Source organism: Lysobacter sp. Hz25 (assembly GCF_046097045.1).
Classification (GTDB): Bacteria; Pseudomonadota; Gammaproteobacteria; order Xanthomonadales; family Xanthomonadaceae; genus Lysobacter; species Lysobacter antibioticus_B.
The window spans coordinates 2,918,077-2,941,621 of record NZ_CP175666.1 but is presented as its reverse complement, the minus strand read 5'-3'; the positions used below and the strand labels follow the sequence as shown (position 1 = coordinate 2,941,621).

At 68.1% G+C, this 23,545-nt stretch carries 19 protein-coding genes; 7 read left to right on the top strand and 12 right to left on the bottom strand.

Translation table 11 applies throughout. The annotated features are described in order from the left end of the window. Positions 1-25: 25 nt before the first annotated feature. Positions 26-367: a cupin domain-containing protein gene (locus tag ACKN61_RS12385; protein WP_408953688.1), complete on the bottom strand. Its 342-nt coding sequence runs from the start codon at positions 365-367 to the stop codon at positions 26-28. Positions 368-481: 114 nt separating this feature from the next. Between ACKN61_RS12385 and ACKN61_RS12380 the strand changes: the two genes are divergently transcribed. Further along, positions 482-1,273: a DUF72 domain-containing protein gene (locus ACKN61_RS12380; RefSeq protein WP_408953687.1), complete on the top strand. Its 792-nt coding sequence runs from the start codon at positions 482-484 to the stop codon at positions 1,271-1,273. Positions 1,274-1,404: 131 nt separating this feature from the next. Here the strand turns inward: ACKN61_RS12380 and ACKN61_RS12375 are convergent, their stop codons facing one another. The 7 genes from ACKN61_RS12375 to ACKN61_RS12345 form a co-directional block, all read right to left on the bottom strand. Further along, a complete protein-coding gene (locus tag ACKN61_RS12375; RefSeq protein ID WP_408953686.1) occupies positions 1,405-2,205 on the bottom strand; it encodes a 2,3-dihydro-2,3-dihydroxybenzoate dehydrogenase in 801 nt (266 codons plus the stop codon). Beyond that, positions 2,202-3,026: a siderophore-interacting protein gene (locus tag ACKN61_RS12370; RefSeq protein ID WP_408953685.1), complete on the bottom strand. Its 825-nt coding sequence runs from the start codon at positions 3,024-3,026 to the stop codon at positions 2,202-2,204. Before ACKN61_RS12370 ends, ACKN61_RS12375 begins: the two co-directional genes overlap by 4 nt. Next, positions 3,023-4,351, bottom strand: coding sequence for a condensation domain-containing protein (locus tag ACKN61_RS12365; RefSeq protein ID WP_408953684.1), 1,329 nt, complete (start codon positions 4,349-4,351; stop codon positions 3,023-3,025). Before ACKN61_RS12365 ends, ACKN61_RS12370 begins: the two co-directional genes overlap by 4 nt. After that, on the bottom strand, positions 4,351-5,229 hold the full coding sequence (locus ACKN61_RS12360; protein WP_408953683.1) for an isochorismatase family protein: 879 nt from the start codon (positions 5,227-5,229) through the stop codon (positions 4,351-4,353). Before ACKN61_RS12360 ends, ACKN61_RS12365 begins: the two co-directional genes overlap by 1 nt. Then, the gene (locus ACKN61_RS12355) at positions 5,226-6,887 is read right to left on the bottom strand and encodes a (2,3-dihydroxybenzoyl)adenylate synthase (protein WP_408953682.1); all 1,662 of its coding nucleotides are present in this window, start codon (positions 6,885-6,887) and stop codon (positions 5,226-5,228) included. Before ACKN61_RS12355 ends, ACKN61_RS12360 begins: the two co-directional genes overlap by 4 nt. Continuing rightward, the gene (locus ACKN61_RS12350; RefSeq protein ID WP_408953681.1) at positions 6,884-8,050 is read right to left on the bottom strand and encodes an isochorismate synthase; all 1,167 of its coding nucleotides are present in this window, start codon (positions 8,048-8,050) and stop codon (positions 6,884-6,886) included. The genes ACKN61_RS12355 and ACKN61_RS12350 overlap by 4 nt, the downstream gene beginning before the upstream one ends. Before the next feature lie 496 nt (positions 8,051-8,546). Next, entirely contained in the window at positions 8,547-9,899 is a 1,353-nt protein-coding gene (locus ACKN61_RS12345; RefSeq protein ID WP_408953680.1) for a family 16 glycosylhydrolase, read from the bottom strand. 546 nt (positions 9,900-10,445) lie between these two features. Here ACKN61_RS12345 and ACKN61_RS12340 point away from each other — a divergent pair. The 6 genes from ACKN61_RS12340 to ACKN61_RS12315 all read left to right on the top strand — a co-directional run bounded on the left by ACKN61_RS12340 (position 10,446) and on the right by ACKN61_RS12315 (position 17,582). After that, positions 10,446-11,990, top strand: coding sequence for an MBL fold metallo-hydrolase (locus ACKN61_RS12340; protein ID WP_408953679.1), 1,545 nt, complete (start codon positions 10,446-10,448; stop codon positions 11,988-11,990). A 135-nt stretch (positions 11,991-12,125) separates the two neighbouring features. Further along, positions 12,126-12,560 carry a CopL family metal-binding regulatory protein gene (locus ACKN61_RS12335; RefSeq protein WP_408953678.1) on the top strand — a complete coding sequence of 145 codons (435 nt, stop codon included), beginning with the start codon at positions 12,126-12,128 and terminating at the stop codon, positions 12,558-12,560. A gap of 161 nt (positions 12,561-12,721) precedes the next feature. Further along, complete coding sequence (locus ACKN61_RS12330) at positions 12,722-14,533, top strand: copper resistance system multicopper oxidase (protein ID WP_408953677.1); 1,812 nt, start codon at positions 12,722-12,724, stop codon at positions 14,531-14,533. Continuing rightward, positions 14,530-15,627 carry a copper resistance protein B gene (locus ACKN61_RS12325; RefSeq protein ID WP_408953676.1) on the top strand — a complete coding sequence of 366 codons (1,098 nt, stop codon included), beginning with the start codon at positions 14,530-14,532 and terminating at the stop codon, positions 15,625-15,627. Before ACKN61_RS12330 ends, ACKN61_RS12325 begins: the two co-directional genes overlap by 4 nt. Positions 15,628-15,848: 221 nt before the next feature. Beyond that, a complete protein-coding gene (locus ACKN61_RS12320) occupies positions 15,849-16,277 on the top strand; it encodes a hypothetical protein (RefSeq protein WP_051885082.1) in 429 nt (142 codons plus the stop codon). Between the two features lie 93 nt (positions 16,278-16,370). After that, complete coding sequence (locus tag ACKN61_RS12315; RefSeq protein WP_408953675.1) at positions 16,371-17,582, top strand: NAD(P)/FAD-dependent oxidoreductase; 1,212 nt, start codon at positions 16,371-16,373, stop codon at positions 17,580-17,582. A gap of 132 nt (positions 17,583-17,714) precedes the next feature. On the opposite strand, the gene ACKN61_RS12310 is transcribed toward ACKN61_RS12315, so the two are convergent. From ACKN61_RS12310 to ACKN61_RS12295, 4 genes are all read right to left on the bottom strand, one after another. Further along, complete coding sequence (locus tag ACKN61_RS12310; protein WP_031372459.1) at positions 17,715-18,434, bottom strand: OmpA family protein; 720 nt, start codon at positions 18,432-18,434, stop codon at positions 17,715-17,717. Positions 18,435-18,573: 139 nt separating this feature from the next. Then, positions 18,574-20,040: a wax ester/triacylglycerol synthase family O-acyltransferase gene (locus ACKN61_RS12305; protein WP_223621052.1), complete on the bottom strand. Its 1,467-nt coding sequence runs from the start codon at positions 20,038-20,040 to the stop codon at positions 18,574-18,576. A gap of 140 nt (positions 20,041-20,180) precedes the next feature. Then, on the bottom strand, positions 20,181-21,611 hold the full coding sequence (locus tag ACKN61_RS12300; protein ID WP_408953674.1) for a cryptochrome/photolyase family protein: 1,431 nt from the start codon (positions 21,609-21,611) through the stop codon (positions 20,181-20,183). Between the two features lie 99 nt (positions 21,612-21,710). Then, positions 21,711-23,345 carry a S8 family serine peptidase gene (locus tag ACKN61_RS12295; protein ID WP_408953673.1) on the bottom strand — a complete coding sequence of 545 codons (1,635 nt, stop codon included), beginning with the start codon at positions 23,343-23,345 and terminating at the stop codon, positions 21,711-21,713. Between the last annotated feature and the right edge of the window lie 200 nt (positions 23,346-23,545).

The following is a 23,545-nucleotide window of genomic DNA, read 5'->3' as shown; positions in this document are numbered from 1 at the left end:
GCCGAGTGCTGATCCTCGCGATCGATCAGGGCTTGCCCGCAGGCAAAGCATGCTCGTCCGTGTCGTACGCCGGCGGGCTGTAGAAGTTGACCGTCTTCAACAAGGTCCGCCCGGTGTTGCGGATCTCGTGGCGCTCGCCGCGTTCGACCAGCAACAGGCTGCCTGCGGCGAGCGGCTGACGTCGTCCCTCGACGATCGCCAGGCCGCGTCCGGACACGACATACAGCCATTGGTCCGCGCCGCGATGGCGATTGTCGGGACCGCCTTCGCCGTCTCCGGGGGCGATCACCATCTCCGCGGCCTGGACCCGACGCAGGTCGAAGGCCACGCGGAATCCTTTGCCGAAACGGAAGCGTTTGTGCTTCATGCGACCTCCCGGGTTTCCCCCAGCCTGGCCGGCCCGGCGTTAAGCGCGCAACGTGGCGAGGTGAAGAATTCCGCATTCACGTCGTTGCTACGCCGGCACCGCGAGGCTCATCGCATGGCGACCGGCAACGTAAAGATCCTGACCGACGCTCGCACCTCCCGTATCCGCGTCGGCTGCGCCAGTTGGGCACTGCCCTCGGCGGTGAAGTCCCGGTTCGGGCGCGGCGACAGCGTGCTCGCGGTCTATGCAACGCGCTTCGACGCGGTCGAAATCAACTCGTCGTTCTATCGGCCGCACCGACGCAGCACCTATCAGCGCTGGAGCGAAACCGTACCGGACGGGTTCCGTTTCAGCGCCAAACTGCCGCGCAGCATCACCCACGACGCCGGGCTGCACGGCGTCGCCGAGCCGCTCGACACGTTCATCGACGAAGTCTCCGGCCTGGGCGACAAGCTCGGCGCGCTGTTGGTGCAATTGCCGCCAGGCCTGGTCTTCGATGCAGCGACGGCGGCGCGCTTTTTCGCCATGCTCGAACGGCGCACGCCGGCCGCGGTGGTCTGCGAGCCGCGCCATCGCAGTTGGTTCGAACCGGCCGCAATCGAATTGCTGCAACGGCATGCGGTCGCCCGGGCCGGCGTCGACCCGCCGCAGCCGCTCGCCGCGGCGGCCACGCCCGGCGAGGCTGGACGCGTCCTTTATTGGCGCTGGCACGGCTCGCCGCGCATCTACTACAGCGGCTACGGCGAACAGCGACTGCACGCCATGGCCGCGGCCGCTTGCGGCAAGGATCGCGCCCAAGCCGAGACCTGGTGCATCTTCGACAACACCGCCGCCGGCCATGCCGTCGACGATGCGCTGAGCTTTCAAGCGCTGTGCCGGGCGCAAGCGAGCGCTGCCGATGCCTGAAGGTGCCTCCATCGTCATTCTGCGCGAGCAACCGGCGCCTTACCTGCACAAGACCGTGCGCAAGGTGGCGACCTCGAGGCGGTCTGCGACTGGAGCGCGCTCGCAGAAGCCGGCGTTCGAACGGCGCCGGCTCAGGCGTCGAGCGTGGCGCCGCCGTCTACGCGCAGATCGTGCAGGGTGATATGCCGCGCCCGGTCCGACAGCAAGAAGCAGACCGCCTCGGCGACGTCGTCGGGATCGGCGATGCGTCCGAGCGGAATGCCAAGGCGGAAACGATCGGCGGCGCCATGGAGAATGTCGCGGCGCGCCGCTTCGTCGCGCACGAAGGCGCGCTGCATCGCGGTGTCGGTCGAGCCCGGCGAGACGATGTTGCAACGCACGCCCTTCGGCGCCAGCTCCAGCGCCAGGCAACGCAGATATTGAGTGGCCGCGGCCTTTGAAGCCGCATAGGCCGACATGCCATAACGCGGCGCCGAGGCGGCGTTGGAGCCAACCAGGACGATGCTGCCGCGGCCGCGGGCGACCATCCGCCGCGCCACCGCCCGCGTCGTCGCGAACACTCCGCGGGCGTTGACCGCCATGCAGGCCTCCCAGTCCTTCAGGTCGAGATCTAGCGATTCGCCGACGCGCAAGATGCCGGCGACATGCGCCAGGTGTTCGATCGCGCCGAAGCCGTCTTCGACCTCCGCGACCGCCGCATCGACCGCGGCGACATCGGCGAGGTCCAGGACGATCGCATGGACCTGCGCGCCCTCGCGGCGCAGTCCTTCGGCTACGGCCTGGAGCAAGTCGGCGTCGCGATCGACCAGGGCCAGTCGCGCGCCCTCCCCCGCCAGACGCTGCGCCGTCGCCGCGCCGATGCCTTGCGCGGCGCCGGTCACCAGCACGGTGCGGCCGGCGAACTCGCCGGGCTTCAACGCGACAGCGCTCAAGCCGCGGCCTCGTCGAAGGCGTCCATGATGCGATGGCGTTCGTCGTGGTAACGGTCTTCGTCCCAGCGGTCTTTCCAGTACGGCACCGCGTACATCATCCGCCGCGACACACCGCGAACCTCGGCGAGGAAATCGCGGATCGCGACCACTTGCGCGCTTTCGCCGGCCAAGGTCACCGACACGGTCTCGGCCTGGTTCCATGGCAGCTTGCGCACCGCATCGAGCAACAAACGGCTCGCGCCGGCGGGACCGCCATGGCGCGACAGCCATTGCGCATTCAAGCGTGGGTGCGGCGGCAGCGGCTGCACTTCGCTCGCATCCGGCACCTCGATCAGGACATCGACCTGCGCCGTAACCGGCAGCTTGGCGATCACCGCGTACAGCAAGGGATAGCTGCTCGGGTCGCCGATCAGCACGAAGCGCCGCGCATGCCCCTGGAACAGATCGGGCCCGCCCGGCCCGGCCAGGCCGAGCGGGTCGCCGGCGCCGGCGCGCATGGCCCAACGCGAGGCCGGGCCGTCGTCGCCGTGCAGGACGATGTCGACGTCGATCTCGTTCGCGTCCGGGTCGATGCGCACCACCGTATAGGTACGCACATGCGGTCGCACCGCATGCTCGGGCCAGACCGGGCCGCGCTCGCCGAGGCTCGGCAATACCGGCGTTTCGCCGGCGCGGTCGGGGAACAACAGCTTGATATGCGCGCCTTCGCTGCCGCTCGGAAAACCGATCAAATCTTCGCCGCCAAGGGTGAAGCGGCGCATATGCGGGGTCAGCTCGACGACCCGCAGCACCCGCAGCAGGCGCGGACGTGCGCCGCTCATGCCGCCTCCGCCGTGCGTGGCGAAGAGACCCGCCGGGCCAGGGCATCGACCGAGATCGCCGGTTCGGCGATCACCGTTTCGAGCACCTCGCACAGCGCGGCGTGATGCGCCTGCAGGGTCGCCGCATCGTAAGCCTGCGGATTGGCTTCGATGTCGAAACGGATGCCTTCGGCCATCGGCGAGACGGTGATGTCGAGATCCTCGACCGAGCCGACCGAAATCGGGTGGGCACGGCTGTGCAGTCCTTCGAAGACGAAGCCGCGATCGAACGGCATCAGGTTCACCACCGGGCCGTAGAGCTGGGCGTGGCCGTCGGCCAGGCCGAGATCGCGGCGCATCCATTCGTAGTTATAGCGTTGGTGGCTGCGCAGTTCGCGCAGCTCGCCGGCCACCGTTCGCACCAGGCCCTCGAAGCTCTGCTCCGGGCCGATGCGCAGGCGCAGCGGCACTACGTTCATCGCCATGCAAGGCACGGCGAGTGCGGGCGTACCGAGCCGGTTCATCACCAGCAAGCCCAGGCTGAGATCGCTCGCGCCGCTGCGCGCATGCAGCCAGGCGAAAATCGAGGCGATCAGCCAGGTCGCCCAATCGACTCCGAGCCCCCGCGCCGCCGTCTGCCACCGCGCGTACTCGGCCGGCGCCAGCAGGCGGCGTTGCGAATGCGAGCTGTCGTCGGGCGCGCGCTTCGGGCCGAGGGTGACCGGCTCGCCGACGTCGGCGAAACGCTGCGTCCAGTAATCGCGGTCGGCGAGGAACCGCGGCGAGGCGCGATACGCCGCCTCGTCGGCGATGCTCGCCGCCAGGGACCAGTCGCGCGCCGGCGCCGCCGCGCGTCCGCCGACACGGGCCGAATACAGTTCGGCGACGCGGTGGATCAACAGCAGGTAGGCGAAGCCGTCGAGGGCGATGTGGTGGGCCCGCAGATACCACAGGTGGCGGTGTTCGCCGAGTCGGATCAGTGCGGTCGCGAACAAGGGCCGCTGCGCCAGGTCGGCGCTGCGCTGCAGGTCCTCGTCCATCCAGGCGCGGGCGCTGCGCCACGGATCCTCGCAATTCGAGTAGTCCTGGTGCGCGATCACCACCGGCCGTGCCGCGTCGAGAATCTGCACGACCTCTTCGCCCTGCAGGCGATAGCGCATGTGCAAGGCATCGCACGCCGACAAGGTGTCGCGCAGCGCGGCTTCCAGCGCTGGCGTATCCAGCGGACCGGTCAGTTCGATCGCCTCGGCAGTCCAGAACGATGGGCTGTCGGGATCGAGGTGTTGCCCGGCCCACATGCCGTACTGCGGGCCGGTCAACGGCAATGCAAGCGTGTTCGGGTCCATCAGGCGGCCCGTCGCGAATCGATCAGCTGCCACCACTCCGACACGCTGCCGCGCTCGGCCAGTTCGACCAGGCCGATGCGCTCACCGCGGCTCGACCATCGTTCCAGTAAGGTCATCAAACGGATCGAGTCCAGGCCGGCTTCGAAGGGATTGTCCGTGGCGGCGATGTCGTCGAGCGGCACTTCCATGATCTGCGCCAGCTCGCTGCGCAAGGCGATCAGGCTGCGCGGCAAGCCCAGGCCAGCGCCGAGCGCATCGATGCAGGCGGTGCGATCGATGACGACACCGCAGCGCCGCGACACGTAATCCAGCGCCATCGCATGCTCCTCGGCGGAGAAGTCGGCGACCGCATCGGCGACCATGAACGGCTGGATGTCGTGCATGAAGGCATCGGCGAGGGTCATCATGCAGCCGATGTGGGCATAGATGCCGCACACGATCAGCTGGTCGCGGCCCTGCTCGCGCATGCGTTCGCGCAGGTCGCTGGAAACGAAAGCGCTGTAGCGCCATTTGGTCAGCACCACGTCCTGCGGGCGCGGCGCGATCTCGACCGCGACCGGCGCCAGCTCCGGCTTGGCGGTGATGCCCGGCCCCCACCAGGGCTGCAGCAGGCCGCGCTGCACCGCGCTTTGCTCGGTCGGCTGCGCCGTGTAGACCACCGGCACGCCGGCATCGTCGCAGGCATCGCGCAAGGCGCGGATGTTCGCCAGCAGTTCGGGCACTGGGGCCTGGGCGCGGTCGTAGAAAGCGAGGAAGTAATCCTGCATGTCGTGGATCAGCAGCACGGCGCGGGACGGGTCCGGGCGCCAGTCGACGCGATTGGTGGGCAGACGGTCGGTGCCCGGCATGGGATAGGAAGCGATGGTCGGAATCGTCATGACAGCGTTTCGGCGAGAAGTGAGTGAGGGACGGAGGCGTCGGCCGGCGGCGCGACGAAGCGGGCGCGCAGGAGTTTCTTGTCGATCTTGCCGACCGCGGTGCGCGGCAGGCGCTCGATCGGCTCGATGCGGTCGGGAATCTTGAACGCGGCGATGCCGCGTTCGCGCAGGAAGCGCTGCAGTTCGCGCGGACTCGGCGCAGGCTCGCGCAGGACCACGAAGGCGCAGGATTTTTCGCCGAGCCAGCGGTCCGGCATCGCCACCAGGGCGGCATCGAACACCGCCGGATGCGCAAGCAGATGGCTCTCGACTTCCTCGGCGGCGATCTTCTCGCCGCCGCGGTTGACCTGGTCCTTGGCCCGGCCTTCGACGATCAGATGCCCCGAGGCCAGGCGCCGCACGCGGTCGCCGGTGCAGTAGAAACCGTCCTCGGTGAAGGCTCGGGCGTTATGCGCCTCGGCGCGGTAATAGCCGCGGATGGTGTACGGCCCGCGCGTCAGCAAGTGACCGGTTTCGCCCTCGGCTACCGGCCGATCGTCGTCGTCGACGATGCGGATCTCGTCGTCGGCGCTGATCGGGCGGCCCTGGGTGCTCAACACCAGTTCCTCGGCATCGTCGTCGCGGGTGTAGTTGACCAAGCCTTCGGCCATGCCGAACACCTGCTGCAAGCGGCAGGCGAACGCGCCCGGCACGCGCCGCGCGACTTCGTTGGCGAGATGAGCGCCGCCGATCTGAATGGTGCGCAGGCTGGACAGGTCGTGGCGTTCGCGCGCACGCGACTCCAGCCAGGCCAAGGCCAGCGAGGGCACCAGCGAAGTCAGGGTCACGCCCTCGCCGGCGATCAGGCCGAAGCAGAAATCGGGTTCGGCCTGGCGCGCGAGCACGACGCGGCCGCCGACCTCGAACACGCCGAGCGCACCCGGCGAACTCATCGGGAAATTGTGCGCGCACGGCAGCACGCACAGATACACGCAGTCCTGGTCCAGCCCGCAGATCTCGGCGCTGGCGCGAACGCTGTAGAGGTAATCGTCGTGGCTGCGCGGAATCAGCTTCGGCACGCCGGTGCTGCCGCCGGACAACTGCAGGAAGGCGATGTCGCCGGCCTGCGGCCCGGGCTGATCGATCGGCGCATCGTAGAGCGAATCGAAAGCGTGGAACTCCTGCGCCTCGCCGACCACGATCACCTCGTGCAGGCAGTCTTGCGATGCGCGCACCTCGCGCATCAACTCGCGGTAGTCGAAACCGACATCGCGGTCGGCGATCACACAGGCCCGGGCCTGGGTATGCTCGACGAAGTAGGCGATCTCCGAACGCCGATGCGCCGGCAAGGCGAACACCGGCAAGGCGCCGATGCGGAACAAGGCATAGCAGGCGACGTAATACTCGCCGAGGTTCGGCAACTGCAACACGACCCGATCGCGCGGGCCGATGCCCAGGCGGGTCAGTCCCGCGGCGAAGCGGCGGATTTTCTCGTCGAACTGCGCATAGCTCCAGCGCCGTTCGCCGCAGACCACGGCGATGCGTTCGCCGTGTTCGGCGACGACCTGGGCCAGGCGTTGATACAGGCCGACCCCGGCCCAGTAGCCGAGCGCGCGATAACGCTCGGCGAAGTCCTCCGGCCACGGCGTGCAACCGTCGAGCAGATCAGTCCCGCTCATGCCCTGCCCTCCGCGCCGGTCGCCTCCACCGCCTGGGTCAGGCCCATCGCGTTAAGCATGGTGCCGAGCTTGGCGGTGGTCTCGGCGAGTTCGGCATCGGGTTCGGAGCCGGCGACGATGCCGGCGCCGGCGAACACGGTCGCGCTGTCTTCCTCGACCATGGCGCAACGGATCGTCACCGCCCACTCGCCGTCGCCCTCGGCGTCGCACCAGCCGACCAGGCCGGTGAACAGACCGCGGTCGTAGCCTTCCAGTTCGTGGATCACGCCGCGCGCCGGTTCGGTCGGATAGCCGCAGACCGCCGGCGTCGGGTGCAAGGCCAGCGCCAGGCGCAGCGAGCTGGTATTCGGATCGATCAGCTCGCCGTCGACCACGCTCGACAAATGCCACATGGTCGGCGTCGCCACCAGCGACGGCGTCTTCGGCACGCGCAGATCGCGGCAATAGGGACGCAAGGCCGCGGCGACCGCATCGACGACCAGGGCGTGCTCGTAGCGGTCCTTGGCCGATTCGAGCAGTCCGCGCGCCCGGCGTTGGTCTTCCTCGGCATCGGCGACGCGTGGAATCGAACCGGCCAGCGGGTTGGAAACCACCCGAGCGCCGCGCTTGGACAGCAGCAACTCCGGGCTGGAGCCGATCAGGCAGGCCTTCGGCCCGGCCGCGCCGGCCAAGTCCATGGCGAAGGTGTAAGCGCCGGGCGCACGCGTCAGCAATTGCGCGAGCAACTGCGGCACGTCGACGCGCGCGGCGATGCGCAGGCTGCGCGACATCACCACCTTGCTGATGCCGCCGTCGTGAATGCGGTCGAGCGAGCGTTCGACGTTGCGCTTGAACTGCGCCGGCGCCGGCACCGACTCGACCCGCGGTGCGGACTTCTGATCCGACGGCAGCGAACTCAAGGCAGCGCCGCGGTGACGCGCACGCCCCGCGGCGAATGCGGCCTGCGACGGCACCCACAGGCACGAGGCTTCCGAGGCGCTGAACGGCACCGCGCCCATCAACGGCAGACGCCCGCTGTCGGCGGCCACCCGCGCCAGCAATCGCTCGGATTCGCCGGCCAGATCGGCATCGATCGAATGCACCAGGGTTTCCAGCACGCCGCGCGCATGCAGTTGATGGGTCGCCGAGGAGAACAGCGAATCGTGCGTCAGATAGCTCGACAACAAAGCCGGAGTCGCAGGCGAGCGAGCGCCATGGCTTGGGGACTCCACCGCCGTCAGGGCATGCGTTTCGCCGATCATCGCCCGCCCCCTGCCCGCGTCGAAACGAACTGGGGACGAACGGAAACGAGCCGCCGCCGCGATGCGGCAGACGATCGGACACGTGGGGACGCGCAAGCCGCGCCTCGGTATGCGTTCACTGTGATTACCTGCAGGCTCTGGATGTGATCGAGCTTGCGGGCAGGAACGCCGGCTGGCTGAGTGATGACGGGCATCGTGCCCGTCATGGAATCGTCATGCGCCGGCGGGTCGCCGACTGCGGATTAAAGTACGCCGAGCCACCTGGCTTGGCAAGCCAGGCGTCGCGCTCGCATCGTTCACTTTCGATATGAGCGACACACGAATGCCGCGGACTGCGCAGGCGTTCGCACAAACCGGCGCGGTTGCGCGTCGCAAGGCGGAAGCGCCGCCCTGCGACGCGCATCACATCCAGTGCGCGTCAGTGATCCTGGTAGTAGACGTTATCGATCAGCATATCGACGTTCGCCACGGGCGGGTCCGACACCAGCATGAACATCTGTTTGACCGCATGCAGGTCGAGATCGTGGAAGGCACTGAACGGAATGCTGACCTCGTGCCAGCGGCCATCGCGTACCAGGCCGTATTGCTGGCCGTCGTTGACGAAGTCGATCCAACTGTCGCCGAACGACGAGTTGATGCCGATCTTGAACGTCGACGGGGTGGTCGTACGCATATGGAACTTCAAACGCCCGTTGCCGAAGCGGCTCATGTTGCGATAGCCGGTGGCCACACCGAGGCCATACCAGGCGCCGGCGTTGGCGCGGAACGCCATCAGCTGATTGCCCTCGAAGGCCGGCGCAGAAATCGGCGCGAGGTTGTTCCACAGGTACAGATCGGCATCGCCGTCGTAGCGCAGGCGGTCGTTCATGTCGCTGCGCTCGGTGAATACACCGAACTTACCGCTCGGCGCCGCCCCGCCGACATAGAGTTCGCTGCCGGGGTTCTGGTACAGGCGGATGTAATCGATCTCCATCTTCGCCGGCAACGGCGCGGTGATGCCGTTGCCCGACAGGATGCCGGTGTAGCTGCCGCCGACCGCGAGATTCAGCAACAGGAAGTACTGATGATGGAACTCGTGCAGCGAGGCGCCTTCGATGTTGGAGATGGCGAATTCGAAGAACTGCTGGCCGTCGATGGCGACGCGGATGAACTGCGGGTCCCAGGTCATGCGGTAGACGTGGAAGCCGCCGTTGAGGTCGCTGGCGCTTTCGTGGTCGCGGCCGTAGTCGGCCTGCGAGCCCTGGTGGTCCCAGTGCACCGCGGCGCCGGCGCGGCGATTGGTCCGCCCCGCCGCGATCGCCGCGGCCGAGCCCATTTCCATCAGATCGATTTCGCCGCGCGCCGGCCAGTTGCCGACCGTGCCGAGCATCCAATACGCCGGCCACAAGCCGTTGCGCAGATCCGGCACCTTGATCCGCGCTTCCAAGGTGCCGTACTTGAAGTGCATGCGGCCTTCGGTCTTCAGCCGCGCCGAGGTGAAGCCGCGGCTGCCGAAGTTCTCGCGTCGCGCTTCGATCACCAGGCGTCCGTTCTCGATGCGCGCGTTCTCGGGGCGGCTGGTGTAGTACTGCAGCTCGCTGTTGCCCCAGCCGCACAGGCCGATCTGGCAACCGTCGCCGACGTCGTAGATCCATTTGTTGCCGTCGATGGACGGGCCGTTGAAGTTGTCTTCCCAGACCAGGGTCTGCGCCTGCGCCGCCTGAGGCGTCATGGCCAGGCCCGCGGCCATCAGGGCCGCGGTGGAGAAAGCGAGTACGCGTGCGAGGTTCATGATCGGCTCCGATGCTGAACATAGCGCCTGCCGGTGGCAGGCCCGGGGCCAAGCTCGAATTTCATGACAGCGCTGTCAACGGCTGTTTTTCCCGCCTTTCCTTTTGTCTGGACGGGTTCACACAATGCATGTGGGCTGGTTGGTAGTAAGCGCGGATGCGCGGCGGCGGCATGCTGCACGACAGCAGGCGGGATCGAGCGGCTACGCGTCGGTGCGCCTGCGCGTATCGCCACCATCTCCGCTCTTGTTTCGTCATTCCCGCGAAGGCGGGGATCCAGGGATTTATCGCGGCATGACTCTGAAGTCTCTGGATCCCCGCCTTCGCGGGGATGACGGCGGCATGAGCGTCGACCGACTGGTTGATCCAGTTCGTGTGCGTCGACGGCTGGGAACCGCGATATGGCGCTGAAGTCTCGTGACTCTGAAGTCTCCGGATATCCGCCTTCGCGAAATCCCCGCCTCGGCGGGGATGACAGCCTGGCTTGGCGGCAAGAAGCGCGGCAATACCGGATAATCCCCGCCCGTTCGCCGTTCCGCCGCCTGCGTATGACTGCATTGCACCGTCTGCTGCTGTTCTTCGTCCTCGCCACCGCCAGCCCGGCCGGCGCGGCCAACCTGCCCGCCCCCGCCCTTCCCGCCGTGACCATGCCGGACCGGTGGGTCCATGGCGCGCCCGGCGAAGCCCGTTTGCAAGTGCACGAGGCCGCGCCCGGTTTGTGGATCCTGCGCCAGTCCAAGGCCAGCAATTTCGAAGCGCCGTTCCTGTACCTGTTGGCGGGCGACCGAGGCGCGTTGCTGCTCGACACGGGCGCCGAACATGCCAGCGACAGCGAGGCCGGCGACAGCGAGGCTGCCGACAGCGAGCTGCCGCTGCGTGCGACGGTCGATCGCCTGCTCGGCGAGTGGCAGCGCCAGCGCAAGCTTGACGCCTTGCCGCTGGTGGTCGCGCACAGCCACGGCCATCGCGACCACGTCCATGGCGATGCCCAGTTCCGCGATCGTCCCGACACCCGGATCGTCGGCACCCAGCCGCAGCAGGTCGCCGCCTTCTTCGGCCTCGACCGCTGGCCCGACGGCGAGGCGCGTTTCGATCTCGGCGGTCGCACGCTCACGGTGTTGCCGTTACCGGGGCACGAGCCTGCGCATATCGCGATCTACGATGCGCAGACGGCCAGCCTGTTCAGCGGCGACAGCCTGTATCCCGGCTTGCTGACCGTGCGCGACTGGCCGGCCTATCGCGCCAGCGCGGCACGCCTGGCCTCGTTCGCGCAACGCCACCGGGTCGAGCGCGTGCTCGGCGCGCACATCGAGATGAGTGCGCGCGCCGGCCAGCTGTATCCGCTGGGCAGCGCTTACCAACCCGACGAGCACGCCCTCGCCCTCGACGCATCGAGTCTGGCGCTATGGCAGAAGACCTGCGCCGAGCTCGGCGATTTCCTCCACGAGGAAGTGCGCGACGAATTCGTACTGGCGCGCATCGCCCAGCCCGGCGAGTTCGCCGACAAGCCGAACACGCACGGCATGCTGGTCGCCGGCACCGACATGGTCTATCTCTCGCATCTGCCGATGTTCCATCGTCCGCACGATTACCAGCTGATCTTCGAAGCCGGCCTGCCCGCCGACGCCTTGGCGCAGTACCGCGCCGACGCGAAATCGCATCCGCGCGAGTACTACACGCTGGCGCCGAGCGAGCAGTGGGTGTTGCCGGAAACGGTCCGTCCCGACGGCCGCTTCAAGGCCGACCTGTACCGAGGCCACTTCGAACGCGGCGGCACGCCCATCGTCACCGGCATCGAGGTGAAGGTCGAGCGGATCGTGCACTTCCGCCGCTTCGAGGCCGGGCGCAAGCCCGAGCCGCGGCAATGGATCGCCTTCGGCCGAGGCCGCGAGCATTTCCTCGCCCACCGCCTCGAAGGCGCGCCCGACATGGACCAGGTCGTGCAGGTGTCGGCGGCGCATGGCGAAGGCGAGCGCGTCTTGGTCGAAACCGCAGCGGCAACGAGCAGCGGCGAGCTCAAGCCCGGCGACCATATCGGCGGCGCCGTGGTCGAGCGCACGCTTTACGCCGAATATGGCGACCTCGCCCGCTGAGCTCGCGGCCGAGCGGAGCAACCTTCCCATCGTGTCGACAGCGCCTCTCACGAACGGTTAACGCGGCGAATCCGGAAACCGTTGAAACTGTCCCGTCTCCTGCCGCATCCTGTGCCGTCTCCGATCCGACGCTCCATGGCCTATTTCCCGCTCCTGCTGCGCGTGCTGTTGATCGTGGCGATCAGCCTCAATGGCTACGCCGCGGCGACGATGTCGGTGGGCGGCGCCCATGCCATGCATGCCTCGACGGCGCCGATGGCGATGCCGCCACCCGCCGAGCCGGCAATGGCGATGGGCACGCAGACGGCCATGGACGCCGATTGCCATGACCTGGGCGCGGCCCCTGCCCTCGCGGCGCAGCCGCAAGCGCCGGCCGAACCGGACCAGGAAGCCGCCGACGATTGCTGCGGCAAGTTCCGCTGCCAGTGCGATTGCCTGCAGGCGGTCGCCATCGTGCGCATCGCCCTGCCGATGCCCCCGCCGTTGTCGAACACCTTGCTCGCTTTGCCCGTCGAAGCCGCCGCACCCAGCGGCGTGTCGAGCCTGCCGATCCGGCCTCCTATCGCCTGAGATCCGTCAGGCCGGGGCTTCGCGCCCGGCCCGCGGCCCAGGCGCTCATACCGCGCCCTGCGCCGCCCGCCCGCGCAAGCTTCGTACGCCGGCTCGACCGGCCGTTGCGGACTGCGCGCTTCGCACACCGTTGCGACTCTTCCACCAACAGGAAGAACCTTATGAATCGATTCAACCGCTTCGACGGCGCCGCGCCGATCGATGCCGGCCGCCGCCGCTTCGTCACCGGCCTGGCCGTGGGCGGCCTCGCCGCAGGCACCGGCCTGTGGCATTCCGCATTCGCCTCGACCGGCCTGGCCGGCACGGCGCAGACCTTGCGCGGCACCGAGTTCGACCTCTCGATCGGCGCCGCGCAGGTCAATTTCACCGGCCGCACGCGCCCGGCGATCACTGTCAACGGCACCTTGCCGGCGCCGATCCTGCGCTGGCGCGAGGGCGACACCGTCACCTTGCGCGTCGCCAATCGCCTGGCCGAGGGCATGTCCTCGATCCATTGGCACGGCCTGATCCTGCCGTCCAACATGGACGGGGTGCCGGGTTTCAGCTTCGACGGCATCCATCCCGGCGAGACCTACACCTATCGCTTCCGCGTCGGCCAGTCGGGCACTTACTGGTATCACAGCCACTCGTTGTTCCAGGAACAGGCCGGCCTGTACGGCGCCATCGTGATCGATCCGCGCGAGGCCGCGCCCTTCCATTTCGACCGCGAGCACGTGGTGCTGCTGTCGGACTGGACCGACCTCGACCCGGGCGCACTGTTCCGGCGCTTGAAGAAGATGTCGAGCTACGACAACTACTACAAGCGCACGGTCGGCGACTTCATGCGCGATGCGCGCGAGCGCGGCCTCGCCGCGACCCTGCGCGACCGCGGCGACTGGGGGCGCATGCGCATGACCCCGACCGACCTGTCCGACGTCAACGGGCACACCTATACCTATCTGCTCAACGGCATTGCGCCCGCGGGCAACTGGACCGGCCTGTTCCGGCCCGGCGAGAAAGTGCTGCTGCGCTTCGTCAACGGCTCGGCGATGACTTATTTCGACGTGCGCATCCCCGGCCTGAAGATGACCGTGGTCGCCGCCGACGGGCAGTACATCCATCCGGTCAGCGTCGACGAGTTCCGCATCGCCGTCGCCGAAACCTTCGACGTGCTGGTCGAACCCTCGGGCCAGGACGCCTACACGATCTTCGCCCAGGACAACGCCCGCACCGGCCATGCCCGCGGCACCCTTGCCGTGCGCGAAGGCCTGCAGGCCGAAGTGCCGCGCCACGACCCACGCACGCTGCTGACGATGGACGACATGGGCCACGGCGGCATGTCGCATGGCAGCATGTCGCATGGCAGCAGCCGCGACATGTCGCAGATGAAGGGCATGGAAGGCGGTTGCGGCGCGAACATGGGCATGCAGAACATGGCCGGCATGGATCATTCGGCCATGCAGGCCGGCGCGGCCGCATCCAAGCCGGCGGCGGGCGACGAACGCTTGATCGACATGCGCGCGATGGCGACTTCGGCCAAGCTCGACGACCCCGGCATCGGCCTGCGCGACAACGGCCGCAAGGTGCTGGCCTACGCGGACCTGCGCAGCCTGTTCGACGACCCGGACGGGCGCGAGCCGAACCGCGAGATCGAGCTGCACCTCACCGGCCACATGGAGAAATTCGCCTGGTCCTTCGACGGCCAGAAATTCGAGGGCGCCGAACCGATCCGCATGACCTACGGCGAACGCCTGCGCATCGTCCTGGTCAACGACACCATGATGACCCACCCGATCCATCTGCATGGCTTGTGGAGCGACCTGGAGAACGAGCAAGGCGAGTTCCAGGTACGCAAGCACACCATCGACATGCCGCCGGGCACCCGCCGCAGCTATCGGGTGCGCGCCGACGCGCTCGGGCGTTGGGCCTATCACTGCCACCTGCTGTACCACATGGAAGCCGGGATGATGCGCGAAGTGAGGGTCGAAGAATGAAGACCTCACGCACTTTGCATCGCTCCGCGCTGACGCTGGCCTTGCTGTGGGCTGGCGGCGTCTGCGCGCAAACGATGGACCACACCGATCACGCCGCGCAACAAACCGCCGACAAGCCCGCCGTCGAACCGGCTGCGGCCGATGCGAAAGCATCGGAGCATTCCTCGGTGGATCATGCAGCGATGGATCACTCGCAGATGGGCCACGCGACGATGCAGGATCCGCCGCGCGCACAGACGCCTGCCGCGTCGACGCCCGCGCATCGTTCGAAGATGGATCATTCCAAGATGGACCACTCGAAAATGGACCACTCGCAGATGGGCCACTCGGGCATGGATCATTCGGGCGGGCCGCACGCAGGCAGCACGCCGCCCTCGGGCGAACCACGTGAGCCGATCCCGACCCCGACCGACGCCGATCGCGCCGCGGCGTTCCCGCCGGTGTCGCATCACATGCGCCATGCGCCGTCGGTCAACAGCTATCTGCTGATCAACCGGCTGGAAGCGGTCGAGGTCGAACACGGCAGCGCCCAAGCCTGGGAAGCCCAGGGCTGGGTCGGCACCGATACCGATCGGCTATGGCTGCGCAGCGAAGGCGAGCGAGAACACGGGCGGACCGAGTCGGCCGATCTGGAAGTCCTGTACGGCCGCGCGATATCGCCGTGGTGGGACCTCGTCGCAGGCCTCAAACACGACTTCGCACCGGCGAGTCCGCAGACCTGGGCAGCGATCGGCGTGCAAGGCCTGTCGCCGTACAAGTTCGAGGTCGCCGCGACGGCCTACGTCGGCGAGTCGGGACGCACAGCATTGAACCTGGAGGCCGAGTACGAGCTGTTGCTGACCAATCGCCTGATCCTGCAACCGCTGGTCGAGATCGATCTGTCCGGCCGCGACGATCCGCAACGCGGCATCGGCTCCGGCCTGAGCAGCGTCGAGGCCGGGCTGCGCCTGCGCTACGAGATCACCCGCCGGTTCGCGCCCTATGTCGGCGTGACTTGGGAGCGCGCGTTCGGCGGCACCGCGGACTACCGCCGCGACGCAGGCGAAAGCATCGAGGACACCCGTCTGGTGGCCGGCGTGCGGTTGTGGTTCTGAACACGCACCGATCTTGAGGATGCACCGCTTTCGAGCCTGCGAGTGCGCCCGGCCATGGCGGCCGGGCGCGCCACCGAAGCCAGTCCGCGCAGGGCGGGCCACGGCCTGCAATCTGGCTGCGGACTGAAGCGGGCCGGGCCTCTGCCCGGCCCGACGCTATGGCCCCATCACCTCGACAGGCTATGATCTTTCCAGGACGAACCGGCTGAGCCGAGGAACATATGTCGATCAATTCCAAGGCCCGCCGCGACGCCAAGAAACGCAAGATCGCCAAGGCCCGCAACGCGCCCCTGCCCGGCCCGAGCATCGAGCCGCATGCCGAGTTGCGCGACGCCCAGGGGCGTTTGCTCGGCGGCATCGTGCGCCGCGAAGGCGAGTGGACGCTCGGTCTCGGCGGCCGCATCGTCGGTGGTTCGGAAAGCGCGGCGCGGGTCCTCGCCCTGCTCGAGCGCGCCGCATCGCTGCACCGCGGCGAAGGCCGCGAAGTCAGCCTGGGCTGTTCGGCCGCGCTGCGCACCGCGGCGCAGACCGAAGTCGCCGAACGCGGCTTGAGCTTCGAGGAGTTCCGGGTCGAACTGGAAAAAGAGCTCGCGGTCGAGCCGCAGCCCGGCCTCGGCGGCCTGCACGAAGCCAGCGAAGTCCGTCACTGACGGCTCGCCGCGGGGCCTGAGGCTCCGCACGATCACCCTGCGACGACGTCGCAACGGTTCTGCTGGGCGCATGTCGTCCCGGCTCGCCAACGCATGGACCTGAAAAGCGGCTACCCGTTCTGGCCGATCCGCAACGGCCTCATGCATGCGTTTCCGCGCTTGAGCGAAGACCTGCGCTGCGAAGTCGCGGTGATCGGCGGCGGCATCAGCGGCGCTCTGATCGCCGACGAACTGGCCGCACACGGCCACGACGTCGCCGTCGTCGAACAACGCGACATCGGCTGGGGCAGCACCGCCGCGAGCACGGCCTTGCTGCAGTACGAAATCGACACCCACCTGAGCGATCTGTGCCGGCAATACGGCGAAGACCAGGCCGCCCTCGCCTACCGCACCTGCGCCGAGGCGATTCCGGCCCTGCAGGCGATCGCGCGCGAACTGCGCGGCGTGGATTTCCAGCGCTGCTCCAGCCTGTATTTCGCCAGCAAGCCGGCGCATGTGCCGGTGCTGCGCAACGAGGCCGCACTGCGCCAGCGCCACGGTCTGAAGCTGCGTTGGCTCGACGGGCAAGCACTGGCGCACGACTACGGGCTGAAAGCGCCTGGCGCCATCCTCAGCGCCTGCGCCGCGACGGTCGACCCGTATCGATTGACCTTGCGGCTGTTGGCGCGCTTGCAACGGCGCGGCGTCGGCGTGTTCGACCGCACCCACATCGAGCATCTGCGCGCGACTTCGCGTTCGGTCGAACTGCGCACCGGCGAGGGCATACGGATCCGCGCCGAGCACGCGGTGATCGCCGCCGGTTACGCCGGACAGCAATGGATCGATCGGCGCCTGGCGCGCAATCGCAGCAGTTACGCCTTCGTTACCGATCCGCTCGAAGCCGAGCAATTGGGTCGACTCGGCAAAACCCTGGTCTGGGAATCGGCGCGCCCGTACCTGTATCTGCGCGCCACCGGCGACGGCCGCCTGATCGTCGGCGGCTGCGACGATGCCGTCGATGTGCCGGCGCGACGCGACCGCCGGGTCGAGTCGCGCGCACGCAAGCTGGTGCGCAAGATCGGCGAGCGCTTCCCCGGCCTGCGACTGCAACCGGCCTTCGCCTGGGCCGGCACCTTCGCCGAAACCGCCGATGGCCTGCCTTGGTTCGGTGCGCATCCGCAGTACGGCCGGCGCGTGCAGTTCGCCATGGCCTACGGCGGCAACGGCATCACCTACAGCATGATCGGCGCCGGGATGTTGCGGGCCGCAATCGAACGCCGACCGCATCCGCTGGCACGGCTGTTCTCGTTCGAGCGGGCGGGCTGAGGCCAGGCCTGAGTCGGACCCAAACAAAACGGGCCGCGATGCGGCCCGTTCCGGTAATGCGGTGTTGCAAGCTGAGGCGGCGACCGCCGTAGCGACGGCCGCCTCTCGCCTAGCCGATCAGGAACGCACCAATCAGGAACGCACCGGCACCAGGGTGATTTCGACGCGGCGGTTCTGGGCACGGCCGGCATCGGTGTCGTTGCTGGCGATCGGGCGGGTCTTGCCGGCGCCGGTGAGGATGAAGCGGTCGCGCACCAGCCCCTTCGACATCAGGTAATTGCCGACGCTCGCGGCACGCTGCTCGGACAGACGCTGATTGACCGCGTCGCTGCCGATGCTGTCGGTGTGGCCGGCCACCTCGACGATGGTCTGGTTGTACTCGGTCAGCGTGCTGGCGACGTTATCGAGCACCGAATAGAACTGCGGGTCGAGGCTGGCGCTGTTGAAAGCGAAGGTGATGTTGCTCGGCATGTTCAGGGTGATGTTGTCGCCCTGGCGGACCACGTCGACGCCGGTGCCGGCCATGCGGTCGCGCAGCGCGCGTTCCTGGCGGTCCTGGTAGTTGCCGATAGCGCCGCCGGCGAGGCCGCCGACACCGGCGCCGATCAGGGCGCGCTGGCGGCGTTCGGTGGCGTCGTCGCCGCTGAGAAGGCCGGCCGCGACGCCGGCGAGCGCGCCGATCAGGGCGCCCTTCTGGGTGCGGTTCATACCGCCCTGCTGTTCCGGCGGCGGGTTCTGGCCCGGATACGGTTGCTGCTGGCCGCCGTAGTAGCCGCCACCGCCGGTGGCGCAACCGGCGAGCAACACGGTCATGCTGGCAGCGGCCAGGGCGAGCTTGATTTGGGTGTTCATGGGAATTCCTCGTCTGTGTTGCTGGACCCAGACAAGCTAATCACGCCGCCGTCGCGGACGAGTGACGAGGGACATCCACATTCAGGTCGCGGTCGGAGAGCGGTCCGCACACCGCAGACCGCTGCCGGTCGCTAGACCGTCAAAGCGCCGGCATCAGGGCGTCGGCGGCCTCGGCATTAAGCGTGACGTCCCAATTGCCCATCAGCGACAGGTACAGCAGTTTGTCGAATTCGCTGCCGAAACGCTGGATCACCGCATCCGGATCGGGGATCAGCTTGCCGTCGGCGATCAGGCCGAAATGCACGCGGCCGTTGTAGCTCAGGATCGAGATGCCGATGCCGATCGAGCCGGTCTGCGGCACCCAGAACATCATCTCGTCGAGACGACAGCCGGCCAGGTACAGCGGTTGCTGCGGGCCCGGCACATTGGTCGCCACCGCCGTGGCCTTGCGGCTGAAAAGCTCCAACGCCAAGCCTTGCACTTGCGCCGGCGCCATTCCAAGAGCGGCCAAAAGACCAAATGCAACAATGGCTTGGCGCGAATTCTTGAGATTGTTCATGCACTCGGCGACGCGCTCCACCCGCCGAATCGGGTTGTCCTCGCCGACCGGCAGGTCGAGGAAGACCAGGCCGAAATGGTTGCCGAGCTTGCGCGCGTGTTCGAGCGGACGCAGGTTGACGGGTACGGTCGCGCGCAGGGTCAGCCCGTCGACGTTGTCGCCGCGCTCGATCATGTAGCTGCGCAGCGCGCCGGCCGCGGTGGCCATCAACACGTCGTTGACCGTGCAATCGCAGGCGCGACCGACCGCCTTGACCTCTTCCAGGTCCAGCGGTTCGGCCCAGGCCACGCGCTTGCTGACGCCGAGCTTGCCGCGCAGCAGCGACGGCGGGTCGTCCGGCAGCGACAAGGCATGCAGCAATTCGCGGGCGATCTCGCCGCCCTCCTTCGCCAGCATCGCCGCGAGGGTCGGGTCGCGGTACATCTCCATGCTCTTCTCGACCACCTTGCTGCCGAGTTTCATGTAGCGGTCGACCGCGCCGACGCGGCGCGCGACTTCGACGCCGTCCTGCTTGAGCCAGGCGTGCGCGAGGTCGCTGCCCTTGGCCGGCTCGGCGGTGGTGTCGGTCAACGACAGCAGCACCTGGACCAGGGCGATGCCGTCGGCATAGCTGTGGTGGATGCGCGCGATCAGCGCCGAGCCGCCGTTGTAGCGCTCGACCAAGTGGAACTGCCAAAGCGGCCGGCTGCCGTCGAGCGGGCTGGACGCCAGTTGGCTGACGAAACGCTCCAGGCCGCGCTTGCCGCCGCGCCCCGGCAACGCCGTGTGCTGGACGTGCCAGTCCAGATCGAAGTCTTCGTCGGTCTGCCAATAGGCGCCCGCGGCGGTGTCCACGGCCTTCTGGCTGAAACGCGTATAGGCCAGGAAACGCTGCTTGACCACGCGCTTGAGAGCGTCCAGCGACATCGGCTCGGCGAACATCAGCACGCCGGTGATCATCATCGGATTGGTCGGCCGTTCCATTCGCAACCAGGCCGTGTCGACCCGCGACATCGCCTCGCGACGCGCGCGTTTGCGCGATGTTGCCCCCGCTTCTGCTTTGGCCATGCGCCCTCCCAAGCGTCAGCGTCGAGTGAATCACGCTGCCGCGAGCGGCGTCAACGCGAGCCGCGCCGAAGCGGGCGCTCGACGCTCCTGCCGAGCGCGGCTTGCGACGCCACGCACGCCGCAGCGCCCTCGCCTTCGTCCTACTCGCGCAACTTGCGGTAGGCCTCGAGCGCGTCGTCGCGGCCCGCCGCCAGGTCGACCAGCGGATGCGGCGGATAGTCGGGCGCGTGTTTGCGCAACAGCGCCGCATCGCGCCAGGGCGCGAAGCGCAGCGGCACCGGCAGGCCGGCGAGCTCGGGCACCCAGCGCGCGATGTAGTCGCCGTCGGGATCGAACTTCTCCGACTGGGTCACCGGATTGAACACGCGGAAATACGGCGCGGCATCGGCGCCGGTGCCGGCGACCCATTGCCAGCCCAGGCTGTTGTTGGCCAGGTCCGCATCGACCAGGGTGTCCCAAAACCAGCGCGCGCCGTGGCGCCAGTGATAGCGCAGGTGCTTGGTCAGATAGCTGGCCACGATCATGCGCACGCGGTTGTGCATCCAGCCGGTGGCCCACAGCTCGCGCATGCCCGCATCGACGATCGGGATGCCGGTGCGGCCCTGCTGCCAGGCCTCCAGCCGCGGCTGCGACAAACGCGCCCAGTCGAAATCGGCGAAGCGTGGATTGAAGTTCTGTTCCGGCGTTTCGGGAAAGTGGTGCAACAGGTGATGGGCGAACTCGCGCCAGCCCAGCTCGCGCACCGCCGAGTCGACGTCGCGGGCATTACCGGCATTGCGATGCCCGCGCAGCACGCTCGCCACTCGCCACGGCGCGATCTCGCCGAAATGCAGATGCGGCGACAGCCGCGAGGTGCCGACCCGGTCGGGGCGGTCGCGTTGCTCGGTGTAGCCACGCAAGGCGCCGTCGACGAAGGTCTCCAGCGCCGCCCGGGCGCCGGCCTCGCCCGGCGTCCAATGGCTCCAGAACGGTTCGGCCCAGTCGCGCTCCGGCGCCAGCTTGAGTGCGGCCAGCAGCACGCCGTCCGGCCCTTCGCGGGTGCTCGGCAGCGAGGCCGGCGGCTCCCACGAGGGCTCCTCCTTCCAGTTCGCCAGGGCCGAGCGCCAGTACGGGGTGAACACTTTGAACGGCCCGCCTTGCTTGGTCCGCAGGGTCCACGGCTCGAACATCAGCGCGCTGTTGAAACTTTCGACCTCCAGGCCCATGCCGCGCAGGGTCTGCTTGATCTTGGTATCGCGGCGTTCGATGTGCGGCTCGTAGCGGCGGTTCCAGAACACCGCCTGGGCATCGGTGGCGAGGATCAGCGACTGCAGCGTGGCCAGGCTGGGACCGAAGAAATGGCGCAGATGCGAGCCGCGTTTACGCAGGTCGCGATCGAGCGCGGCGAGCGAACGCTGCCGCCAGGCATCCGACGCCGCACCGGGACGCCAACTGGCGTGCTCGTCGGGGGCGTGGATGTAGATCGGGATCGGGGTGTAGCCGGCCTCCAGCGCGGCACGCAACGCGGGATGATCGGCCAGACGCAAATCGTTGCGGAACCAGATCAGCGCGGTCGCGTTGGCGTCGGGCATTGCGGCAGCCGCAAGGTCGAGGAGGCGGCAGTATGCCGCGTCCCCCGGCATCCGGAACGGACGGGGTTCATGCTCGAACCCCGTCCGTGCGATCCCGGCTTACTGGGACTGCAGTTCCGTGATCGCGGCCTGGGTCTGGACCAGGCCCCAGCCGGTGTTGTTGTCGCGGCCGGCGGCGTCCAGGTCGACCGCGGTGGTCGCCAGGGCGTCGCGGACCTGCTGCGCGGTCGCGGTCGGCTTGGCGCTCCACACCACCGCCGCCACGCCGGACACGTGCGGGGTCGCCATCGAGGTACCGCTCTTGTTCTCGTAGGCGACGTTGCTCACCGACGGGGTCGCATCGACGGTGGCGGTCTGCCCGGCCAGGGTGGCGATGATGGTTTCGCCGTCGGCCTTGCTGATGCCCACCGCCGGCAGCGTGCTGGTCACCGGCTGCGGCGGCGTGGCCGAGCTGTACAGACCGGCCTGCAGCGGACCGTCGACGTTGTTGTAGACCACCATGGCCAGGCCGCGACCGGTCTTCACCTTGGTCGCCTTGTCGGTGAAGGTGTTGGTGCCGCGCTGGCACAGCACGACCTTGTTGCGCCAGGTGTTCGACGAGGCCGTGCACTGGCCGCCGTTGACCCAGCCGGCGCTGGCGGTGGTCTGCCTGGAGCCGCTGATCGGGTTGGCGGCGAACTGGCTGTTGCCGACCACCAGCGGGTCGTTGGCCAGCGGCGTGGTGCTGTAGGTGTCCACGCCCGGCGCGGCGAGTTCGACTTCGCTGTTGAATTGCGAGAAATCGGCCTTGGCGTTGTTCTGGTCGATCGCCGCCACCGACACTACGCTCGGGTACGAAGCCGGATAGCTCAGGGTGGCGTTGCCGTCGTTGCCGGCCGCGGCGATGCTCAGCACGCCGTTGTTGGCCAGGGTCTGGAAGGCGTTGCTCTCGGTGGTCGAACTGCCGCCGCCGCCCAGGCTCATGTTGATGATCTTGGCGCCGGCCGCGGCGCAGCGGTTGGCCGCGTCGACCAGGGTCGAGCTGTAGGTCCACGAGCACTGGCCGTGGCTGCTGCCGTTGTAGCCGTTGCTGCCGAAGATCTTGACGATGTGCAGCGAGACCTTGCCCGGGCTGACGCCGACCACGCCGGTGCTGTTGTTGGCCGCGGCGATGGTGCCGGCGACGTGGGTGCCGTGCCCGCAGGTGTCGGTGTTCCAGCCGGTCGGATAACCGGTCAGGGCGATGCCGGCGAAATCCTCGTGGGTCGAGTTGATGCCCGAGTCGATCACGCAGACCTTGATGCCTTCGCCGGTGGCCGCGCCGGTGTCGATGACGCCGTCGCGATTGGCGTCCCATACGTCGCGGGCCTGGACCTGGTCGATACCGTAGGGAACGCTCTGCGCCATCGGATAGCGCGGCTGGTCGATCTCGACCGATTCGACGTCGGGGTTGTCGCGCAGGGCCTTGACCGCATCGGCCGACGGCAGGGTCAGCACCGCGGCGTTGAGCTTGTCGAACTGGAAGTTGACCGTGGCGTCGCCGCCGTGGGCCGCGGCCAGCCGGGTACGCAACGCCTGCACCTTCTGCTGCACATTGGCCTGGACCAGGCCGCGGTTGGCGGCGCCCGCGCCGGCACCGGACTTGAACTTGACCCAGACCCGGTTCGGGTTCGGACCTTCGGCGTTGGCCATGCTCGAAGCGACCATCATCGTCAGGCCCAGACCCAGTGCGCTCACCAAATTGCGTTGCTTCATTCGTGACTCCCCGAGATAGATTGCGGCCCGGACGCGGTCCGGGCCGGTTAGCCGCGTGCGGTCTTGGCCGCGACGCTCCAGCGACGCTAGCGCGCTCGGGGATCGGCTGGGAATGGGAGAAATCGCCCAGGCGAATCTCTAATTTGTGACGTATATCACAAATTTATACTGATGAACGACAACTTTGGCCGCCTGTAGGG